At 54.5% G+C, this 9,450-nt stretch carries 6 protein-coding genes and 3 pseudogenes; 4 read left to right on the top strand and 5 right to left on the bottom strand.

Annotation, left to right across the window (positions count from 1 at the left end; translation table 11 throughout):
- The 3 genes and pseudogenes from LG367_RS17980 to LG367_RS17970 form a co-directional block, all read left to right on the top strand.
- Positions 1 to 812 (top strand): helix-hairpin-helix domain-containing protein (locus LG367_RS17980; protein WP_264179988.1); only part of this gene is annotated, 812 nt, incomplete at its 5' end.
- A gap of 8 nt (positions 813 to 820) precedes the next feature.
- Positions 821 to 1,409 (top strand): annotated as a pseudogene (locus LG367_RS17975) (alpha-ketoglutarate-dependent dioxygenase AlkB).
- 123 nt (positions 1,410 to 1,532) lie between these two features.
- A pseudogene (locus tag LG367_RS17970) lies at positions 1,533 to 1,832 on the top strand (IS3 family transposase); the annotation flags it as partial.
- Between the two features lie 256 nt (positions 1,833 to 2,088).
- Here the strand turns inward: LG367_RS17970 and LG367_RS17965 are convergent.
- The 3 genes and pseudogenes from LG367_RS17965 to LG367_RS17955 all read right to left on the bottom strand — a co-directional run.
- Positions 2,089 to 2,601: a hypothetical protein gene (locus LG367_RS17965; RefSeq protein ID WP_226470646.1), complete on the bottom strand. Its 513-nt coding sequence runs from the start codon at positions 2,599 to 2,601 to the stop codon at positions 2,089 to 2,091.
- Between the two features lie 288 nt (positions 2,602 to 2,889).
- Positions 2,890 to 3,819, bottom strand: a complete 930-nt coding sequence (locus tag LG367_RS17960) for a hypothetical protein (protein WP_226470645.1) — start codon at positions 3,817 to 3,819, stop codon at positions 2,890 to 2,892.
- A gap of 615 nt (positions 3,820 to 4,434) precedes the next feature.
- Positions 4,435 to 4,700 (bottom strand): annotated as a pseudogene (locus LG367_RS17955) (ATP-binding protein); the annotation flags it as partial.
- Positions 4,701 to 5,605: 905 nt separating this feature from the next.
- Here LG367_RS17955 and LG367_RS17950 point away from each other — a divergent pair.
- On the top strand, positions 5,606 to 7,840 hold the full coding sequence (locus tag LG367_RS17950; protein WP_226470644.1) for a phosphocholine-specific phospholipase C: 2,235 nt from the start codon (positions 5,606 to 5,608) through the stop codon (positions 7,838 to 7,840).
- A gap of 263 nt (positions 7,841 to 8,103) precedes the next feature.
- Here the strand turns inward: LG367_RS17950 and LG367_RS17945 are convergent, their stop codons facing one another.
- Positions 8,104 to 9,087, bottom strand: a complete 984-nt coding sequence (locus tag LG367_RS17945; protein WP_226470643.1) for a hypothetical protein — start codon at positions 9,085 to 9,087, stop codon at positions 8,104 to 8,106.
- Between the two features lie 63 nt (positions 9,088 to 9,150).
- Complete coding sequence (locus LG367_RS17940) at positions 9,151 to 9,324, bottom strand: hypothetical protein (RefSeq protein WP_226470642.1); 174 nt, start codon at positions 9,322 to 9,324, stop codon at positions 9,151 to 9,153.
- Positions 9,325 to 9,450 lie beyond the last annotated feature (126 nt).

Below are 9,450 nucleotides of genomic sequence, written 5' to 3'. Positions count from 1 at the left end.
ACGGAGATCGCAAGGGCATCCGCGTTTTGCCCGTGGATGTCACCTGTAGCGGCTGGGACAACACTCTGGAAGGCGGCGGCCCCCGCACCGGCATGAACGACAGTGGGCAGCCCGCAATCCGCCTGGGGCTGCGCCAGATCGCCGGACTCTCGGACACCATGGCACAGGCCATCGTCGCGGCGCGGCAGCAGCGCACCTTCACTGATGTGCGTGACTTATGCCTGCGCGCACGACTCGATGAAAAAGCGCGTCAGGTCTCCGCCGAAGCCGGCGCTCTGGAGGCTCTGGTCGGACACCGCCATGCCGCACGCTGGGCCGTGGCCGGCATCGAACGCCAACGCCCTCTGCTCCCTGGCAGCCCGGACGAGGATGACGTTCAGTTGCCGGCCCCCACGACGGGCGAAGACATTCTCTCCGACTACCGCAGCGTGGGCTTGACCCTGCAAGCCCATCCGCTCTCATTGCTACGCCCGCGCCTACAACAACAGCGCGTGCTGGACTCGCGCCAGTTGCGCGCCTTACCGCATGGCCGTGGCGCATACGCTGCTGGAATTGTCACGCAGCGCCAGCGACCGGACACGGCCAAGGGCACCATCTTCGTGACCCTCGAAGACGAATACGGCATGGTCAACGTCGTGGTTTGGTCCCACGTTGCCCTGCGCTGGCGCAAGCCCCTGCTCGGCGCTCGCCTGATAGCCGTGCGCGGCCGTTGGGAACAAGTTGACGGCGTTCAGCACCTCATCGCAAACGATCTTCAGGACCTCAGCCATCTGCTGGGCGACCTGCAGACCACGTCGCGTGATTTCCACTAGATCCCGCCATGCACGTCCTGGCCGGCCTCTCCGATGATCTGTTCGCACCACCAATGGTGCAACTAATCAACGATGCCGAAGGCGGCATCCGCTACTGGCCGAGATTCATCGACCCTGATACCGTCCAGGACTGGTTCGAAACCCTGCACACACGCGCCGCCTGGACCCACATGCAGCGTCCCATGTACGACCGCATCGTTGACGTCCCGCGACTGCTTGCTAGCTACGACATCGCCGCCCTACCAACCGACTTGCCGCTGGCAGACATGCTGACCCGAGTTCAGACACAAGCGCCTGCGCCCTATTCCCGGATTGGTATGAACCTGTACCGCGATGGCCGCGACAGCGTCGCCATGCATAGTGACAAGCTGCACACCCTCGCCGCCGGACACCCGATCACTTCGATCTCGCTCGGCACAGGCCGCCGAATGCTGATTCGAGCAAAGACCGGCAACCACGACACTCTTACCATTGACCTGGCGCGGCAGCCTGCTGCGCATGAGCTATGCATCGCAGCTCACACACGAGCACGGAATCCCCAAAACGCGGCGCGAGCAGAGACCACGGATCAGCGTGGTGTTTAGGGTTCGAGGATGATCGGCCAACTGACTCCAGAGGAGCGGTGTCAGCGACGTCGAACCCAGCGCCACGGCGGCGCGCGTGGCCAGTTCATCCCACCTCGCTCGATACCCTGCGAGAAAAGCCGGCGACGCTATGCCCAAAGGCTCACAGTATGGGAGTGATGCCTGGCGGTGTTTTTTCAAGGGCAATCGCCTTAAGCCCAGCATGAGCAGGCATGCCAACTGCTGGGACAATGCGGTTGCAGAGTCCTTCTTCGGTAGCTTGAAGAAGGAGCGAATCAAGAAGCGCATCTACGCCAATCGGGAAGTTGCGGCTTTGGATGTGTCCGATTACATCGAGGGGTTCTACAATCTGGCACGTCGCCACAGTCATCTTGGTGGCGTCAGCCCGGACGCATTTGAAGCGACCCATCGACAACGCCGATCAAGTGTTCACTAAAGTCTGGGAACTCCAGGTTGAGGGATTGGACTCAAAACCATCGCGCTACTCAAACCCGAGGGGGAGTCGGGACGAGCAGCGGCAGCTGCTGGCTTGAGATTCTGTCCGCTTGTTTGGTGTCGACGTCTAAGTCCAGGGCGGCATGACGCCGCCCTGGACCGTGCTCGCCATCACCTGCGATGACATCGCTCGGGTCGGCGAGTTGAGGCATGTGATTGGTCGGACACGTCCCCTGTGCTTCCTGCGCACAGACCAATTAATAATATCTATGTACAAATATTCTCACTACCCTGTTCTTTTTGCCTTGATCGTCGAGAGTAACGAACCAAGTGAGTCGATACCACTTATTATTAACCGCCAAATCCACAAGTTGCATCTCTGAAATTGTGCTGCTTGCATAAACAATTCCATCCGGATCCGTATTCAAGAATTCTCCAGGCTGAATGGTTTTGTTTGCAGCCGCTACACCTGCGCTGAATGAGGCCAGTGTCGCCAGCGACACCTTAATTGGATTATATGTGCAATTATATAATCTTGGATAATAAAGTGTATCGTTATTTGTGAATACTTCAACTTCGAGCCCGTCAATTACGATCGGTGAGATTCCAGAAGATTTTAGGGTAATGCCAGGAGAACTTCCAACCGGAATGGTTTTATGCATCGCAATAGCCTTTGTGGCTCCCAGGTTGCTGTCGATGCATTCCGCAGCGACTTGGCTTGAGAACAAGGAGAGAAAAGCCACTGCCGAACCATAGATGTACATACTCATAATCAATATCCCATCAAAAATACGTATATTATTGTATATAAATACTGGCATTGCGGTATCACGCCCCAGCGCCCGCTTACAAATTCAACAGGTTCCGTCGCCACTCGCCGGGGATTTTTAAGCGTCCCAGGCAGTGGCAGTGGCAGGGCCACACGCCTGCCGTGTTCGCCGCTATGCTGCGCAAACCCTCATTCAACCACGCTCGCGAGAGATAAGCATACGACCAAGAATTCTACGGTCGCAGCCCGTAACTCAAAAAAGAGGCGATCAGGTCGATGACTACGATACTTAAGGAGGAGATCCTACCGAAGATACTATATCGACGATCTGTGAGCATGTTGCTCGAACAGCTTCAGCATCATTATCACCACATGGGAACATACTTGTATTCATATATTGGCCATTATCGCTAGAATTCCTCACTTCGATACTGGCCAACGGTTCAACCTCCACCCCTCTGTCCGATATTTCGATAGGAAATGGCTCTACACTCCACTCATGTTCCCCATCTACGTAGCGCGAATTAGTGCTTCTCAATTCAGGAGGGATGTTAATGAACATCCTTGGATGTGTGATATTATTGTCATCATCAATATAGTAAGCCTCCTCGACAAATTCAATTTGAGAAGACGGAATCCCTCTTTCTCCAGTCCAGATCCATTCACGCTCCCAGGCGAACCTCTCAAGACCTGTTTCCACCTGCGTGATTTGATGGTCAATATAGCTGGGATCGTTAGGTGTAGCGTAGGCCCTAAGATTATTGACGTAAGTATCCATGCTGTGGACCATATTGTAAAATTCACGGCTTGGCCTTATATGATAAATGTATAAAACATTGTCATTTGCACCATCATCACTCTCGCCATCATCCAAAGGTGGAAGATTAGTAGCCGTTAAGTGTTCTTCATGAACATCACGAGCAAACCTCACAGCAGTATCGTAATCATCTGTGGTACTTATGAATCTTGTTCCATTCCCCTGCCGCCAGTTGTCATCCAAAAAATGTGAAACTAAATTATCACTACGACCTCTTGGCAGGAAACCATCTCTGAATATAATGTCGGGCCCTCTCGTGTCCACTCTATAGAGATAAGAATTGGAGTTGGCTGGACGAGGTGGATTTTGGCCATATGCAACGTTGGCGAATAAAACAACAACGAGCACAAGAAAATAGGCGCGGAACTGCAAAGAATTACGCTTTAGTGATGTATATAACATAAATTTATGCCTGCAGCCTTGAGTTTAGTTAAGGATCAAGATCAAGATCAAGATCAAGCTCTTACAAGCCCTCACATCTCTCTAAATCTGCAAATTAGAGGGGTATCTAAGAGACTTCCATGAATTTTGAAATCGCCGAAATACAACGTAAATAAATAGGATAGAGTTCGCTCAGATAGATATTAGATGGTTTTTTTATTTAGAATTTTTCAAAAAATTTGAATTAGCGCTTGCATGTTTGAAACCAGTATCGATTTCTATTATAAAATTCTCCTGTTTTATGAGGCTGCAAAACATCCCGGAAGTGACTAACGAGATCTCTAAATTCCCCACAAGCGAAAGCCATCGGACGGCTCCTGCAAAGGTGACACGCCTATAAAACGTGCAACCCATTCCTCCCCCCCACCCCCTTTCTATATTTAATTCCAGAGAATTAATAATTGTCTTTATCGCGTGATGGAAATTTGACAATTTCACACGCCAATCACGCGACGCACAGACGACACAGGCTGCACTGACAAATAACCCGTGGCATTCGAGATCGGGGCTCTTTTTGCCATGGAGCGGGCTGCCTTCGCCGGTAGCGGCGCTGTGCGCCCCTGCTAGAAGTCATTTACCGGTCGCGATGATGTGGCAGTGGTGCGTGAGCTGGTCGAGCAAGGCGTTGGTCATCTTGGCGCCGCCGAAAACGCCAGCCCATTCGCCGAACCCAGATTGTGGTAGAGCTTGTTCAGCAGATGGAACAACCATGCCGCCGCTGGGGCTGAGGGAAGATAGACCAGGTCCATGCGCATCAAGCTGGCTGCGATGCGGCCGGCCTTGCCCTTCTCCTGCTACAGTGCGTTGACCAGGTCGACGGTGGAGAAGAAGCGCATGCGCTTCGCCTTCGCGCCAGGCCCGGACAAAGTCCGTCACTCGCGAGTAGCAGCCCACGTAGCCCTGGGTCCTGAGTTCCTCGAACAGTGCCTTGACCGTGCGGCGGTCGGACCTGGGCCGGCGCGCATCCGCCGTCAGCGCCTGCCGCAGTCCCTCGGCATACGGGGTCAGCTGCGTTGAGGCTTCGGGCCGGCGATAGCGCCGCTCCTTCACCTCCGGCTCCCGCAACTATGCCCGCACCGTGTTGCGGGCCAGGCGTGTCAGCCGCGATCTCGCGCACCGACTTCCCCTCGCGGAAATACATCCGCCGGGCTTTCCCCATCATCGACATCGGGTACACCTCTTCAGTTTTCCTTCTGGTGAAAAAACCAGCAGGAAGATTGGAATACCCGGGTCAGTTTTGGGTCGGGATCAGCCTCGAAAGTGGGTCAATTTTTGATTGGCGGCAACACACAGTCTCCATAGGAACTAGCAGGGCCGCGCCTACACGGTGCTTAGGCAGTGCGATCAACTATATAGTCGGATTGAAGGCGCGCGATCACATAACGGAGAGAGGGCGAGCGCACAAACGAAGCCAGATCAACGAAAAATTAAAAAAGGCCGCCCCTCTTGGGAATAAAAGGAGAGGATAACAAGGAGAGAGTTGGAACTTATTGTTGTCATCGGCGCCAGTGGACGGCCCACCTCCCTTTGCAGCGATCACGCTCAAAGATCAAACGATGTATGACCACCAATTAATTAAAAACGAATTTCTGGGTGCCCTCCCCTACCTGGCCTTCATTCTCTAGAACACCCGAGAGGATACAGATTGCATTTCCTTTAATCTTCATAAAACTCAATAACCATTAATCTTGTTATCGGTATGTAACATTTTCTTGCAACGATTAGGAGTCAAAATCGGAGTCGTTACATGAATTCAACGAGTCGACGTAATTTCTTAAAGTCCCTAGGCGCAACGACCGGCTCTGCCGTCGCCATGTCAATGCTTCCACCGACAATCCGCGAGGCCTTGGCGATTCCTGCCCACGATGCCACACGCTCGATCCAGGATGTCGAACACGTCGTGATCCTGATGCAGGAAAATCGCTCGTTCGACCATTACTTTGGGACAATGGCTGGCGTTCGTGGTTTTGGTGACCGCTTGACCATTCCATTGCCTAATGAGCGAAGCGTGTTCGAGCAATCCAACGGTGAACGGGTCGTGATGCCCTATCATTTGGATCAACGCACAGGCAATGCACAACGCGTCTCTGGGACGCACCATGATTGGGGGGATGCACAGGCTGCCTGGGATCACGGCAGAATGACCGAGTGGCCCCGCCATAAAACCAATCCCTCGATGGGATATTACAAGCAGCGCGAGCTTCCGTTTCAGTTTGCCCTGGCCAACGCCTTCACCATATGTGACGCCTACCACTGCTCTTTACATGGCGGGACGAATACCAATCGGATGTATCACTGGACTGGGACCAATGGTGCCAGCAATGGCATCGCCGTTGTCACCAACGAATGGGACACGTTTTGGCCGCCCTGGTTCGGTTATACATGGACAACCTATCCAGAGCGACTGCAAGAAGCTGGGGTGTCATGGAAGGTATATCAAAATCTTCCGAACAACTTCACTAACAACCCACTACATGGATTTACCGCGTATCGCTCTGCCCACCTTGCGGTCAACTCGATTAATTCGGTCGACTCGATCGACTCGATCGACTCGATCGACGATGTAATATTGCCTTTGCTATGGGCTTTGAATCCTGTCGGTTTAAACAGTAGACCGTGGGAAGAGGCGCATGAACAAACCGAACCGCTCTACAAAGGCTGCAGTAACACCATGCCTGACGGTGGGTATCTGGAGGCGTTCCGTGCGGATGTTGCTGCGGGCAAGCTGCCACAGGTGTCGTGGATCGTTGCACCGATGGCCTATTCCGAACATCCTGATCCGTCCAGCCCAGTTCAGGGCGCGTGGTATATCCAAGAAGTATTGGCAGCACTTGTCGCTCAACCGGAGGTGTGGAATCGTACCGCGTTAATCATCAACTTTGATGAAAATGACGGATTCTTTGATCACATGCCACCACCATCGGTGTATTCCCACCATCCCGATGGTTCGCCAGCAGGCGGCTCGACGCTGGATGCTAGCGAGTTAGCGGCTGAATGGTTTACACACCCAAGTCCACCTTTCACATCTGGACAGCCGGTATCTGATGGCCGTCCCTATGGCCCGGGGCTACGCGTGCCGTGCTATGTCGTCTCGCCTTGGAGTCGAGGTGGATGGGTATGTTCGCAGGTCTTTGATCACACATCGGTATTGCAATTCCTTGAGCGCCGTTTTGGTGTGAAAGAACCTAATATTTCCTCCTATCGTCGCGCGATATGTGGTGATCTCACTTCTGCTTTTAATTTTGCGAACCCTAATGCCGATGTACCGCCATTACCAGCATGCATCCGCACTGAGGCTGATGGGTTACGCCAAGCCCAGGAACAATTACCGCAGGTCAGTGTGCCGGAAGAAAGTGAACAGCAGCTGCCACATCAAAAAGCTGGTTTGCGGCGCTCCCGGGCCCTACCCTATGAGTTGCACGTTGATACCATCGTTAAACCGGCTGAGAGCGCAATAGAATTGTTATTTCGTAATACTGGGACCGCCGGCGCAGTGTTTCACGTCTATGATCGCCTCCATCTAGACCGGATACCACATAGGTATTCAGTCGAAGCTGGAAACGAGCTTTATGGATCCTGGACTCTTGCAGAGGATGCTGGTGCCTACGATCTTTGGGTGCTGGGACCGAATGGATTCCATCGACATATTGTCGGAACGGTTATCACCGACGTAGCGATACAGCCAGAGGTGACTGCCACTTACGACACTCGACAAGGCCAGCTCAAACTCCACCTATTCAACATGGGAACCGAGCCCTGTACATTTTTGGCCAAGGCCAATGCTTACGAGGCTTGGACGGCTCGAGAGACGGTTTCGGCTGGTGAGCAGATCACGATTCAGCGACCATTGAAGCAACATGCAAACTGGTATGACATCACGGTGGCGGTTGAGGACGCCGGCCTGTTCACACGTCGTTTCGCAGGACGCGTGGAAACGGGATTGGATGGCGTTTCTGATCCAGCCTTTGTTCTTGGAGTCTGAAGTCGCTAAGAAAGAAGGAAGAATCGTCTGCACGACCCTTATCTAGGGGATTGAAGCGTCAATACAGAGTGTCTAGTCGCGCATGGTTGGCGACGACGGCGAAGTCATGGTCGATGTGTAGCCACGGGCGCCGCGCTTAGGCGCCGCAGGCATACGGATACGCAGTGGTGCCGACGTCCGATCTGAGACGATCGCAGGATCGTCCCAGATCGATATGGCGGACGGAGGTCGAGGTTAGCGCTCGACATCCGTGTTTTTTGGCATTAGTTCTGAGCAAGTGATTGCTGCGCGACACATTGTCTGACGCCCACCACTTCATCATTGCTGATCAGACCCTGATCACGTAGCCATAATGCGTGATTGTTCATGCATTGCTGATACTTTGCGCGACTGCTTTCCGCCTCGACGCGACATGACTGCTGTTGCTCAATCAGATTAGTGCACGGTGTTTCTGGCGTCGCATTGGCTACTGCCGTGGACGCCGAAGTGACGCACTGAGATACGCGCCCTTCGACATCGCCGCCAATCGCACGCACCGCATAGCCGTAGTTCTTGCCATCGTCAATCAGCGGATCAACCAACGTTAGCCCCTGATCGGCCGACTGATGCGCCACTAGGCGATAGCTCTTCGCCGTCGTCTCTGCCGTGCAGCCGCCCTCGAGCCGGTACAGCTGATAGCCGGTAGCATTGGCGACCGCGCTGAATTGCACCGTCGCGCTCGGCGTTGGCAGCGCCACCCGATTAGCCACGCGTACTCCCGTCGGTGCAGCCAACTGCGCCTTGCCTTGTGCTGGGCCGAATGCACCAGACACCACCAGCGCATACCCCTGGCGGTCGCTGCCGACCAGATCGGTGCCAGGGACATAGCTCCCCTTCACCCGCAGCTTGTAGTGACCAGCGGTCGGCGCCGTCAACCGGATCTGCTCCACGTTATTGAGCGCATCGGCATCGTTGGGACCAGCCTGACGGCAGCGCGCCGTCGTATTGCGCATCTGGTTGTAGCGTTCGCGGGTACAGAACTCCTTGGACACACCCTCGACCAGGCTGTTGCCGCGATACACACGCCCATCCGGCCCTTCGACCTCCAGATCGAGGTCGTTGACCAGCGCGACTGCCGCTAATGTACTTGCCGGCGGGTCATACCAAGTCAGTGTTACCCGCAGTTCCTCGCCCGCCCGCACGGCTGTAATGGCGTACTCGTGCTGCTCGTCGGTACGCAGGCCACTGGCGTTGCTGCGCTCGAACATGCGCAGGCGACGGCTGTCGTTGCCTCCAAGGGTAGTGCGTTGAAACCAAAGGTTCGAATCCAGTCAGGGCCAACCCCAGCCGCCGCCAAGAATCGGCCAGTCATTCGCTCCCTGGTTGATGGAGCTGAAGGCATTGGCTGGATCCTTCATGCGTTCCAGCCAGGTACCCTGGCCGGACACAAGCGCGTCCCGCGTGACGAACACGGGTTGCCGATGGTCGGCGTCGACCGCGAACACAACGCCCTGCCTCCCATCTTCTCCACTGACGAACGATGCGCACCGTTGATCTGTGGCACATGTCTTGAACCAATTTAATCCCGGAAATCTGTCCATTCATGCGCCGCCAGTAGGGAGGCGGATGCG

This window comes from Luteimonas panaciterrae, assembly GCF_020511115.1.
In the GTDB taxonomy this organism is placed as follows: domain Bacteria; phylum Pseudomonadota; class Gammaproteobacteria; order Xanthomonadales; family Xanthomonadaceae; genus Luteimonas; species Luteimonas panaciterrae.
The sequence above is the reverse complement of the archived record's forward strand: the minus strand, read 5'-3'. Positions and strand labels throughout refer to the sequence as shown.

Excerpts from the sequence above, each read along its gene's own strand:
- LG367_RS17950 (WP_226470644.1), top strand. The coding sequence starts at position 5,606 with ATGAATTCAACGAGTCGACGTAATTTCTTAAAGTCCCTAGGCGCAACG.
- LG367_RS17960 (WP_226470645.1), bottom strand. The coding sequence starts at position 3,819 with ATGTTATATACATCACTAAAGCGTAATTCTTTGCAGTTCCGCGCCTAT.
- LG367_RS17945 (WP_226470643.1), bottom strand. The coding sequence starts at position 9,087 with ATGTTCGAGCGCAGCAACGCCAGTGGCCTGCGTACCGACGAGCAGCAC.
- LG367_RS17965 (WP_226470646.1), bottom strand. The coding sequence starts at position 2,601 with ATGAGTATGTACATCTATGGTTCGGCAGTGGCTTTTCTCTCCTTGTTC.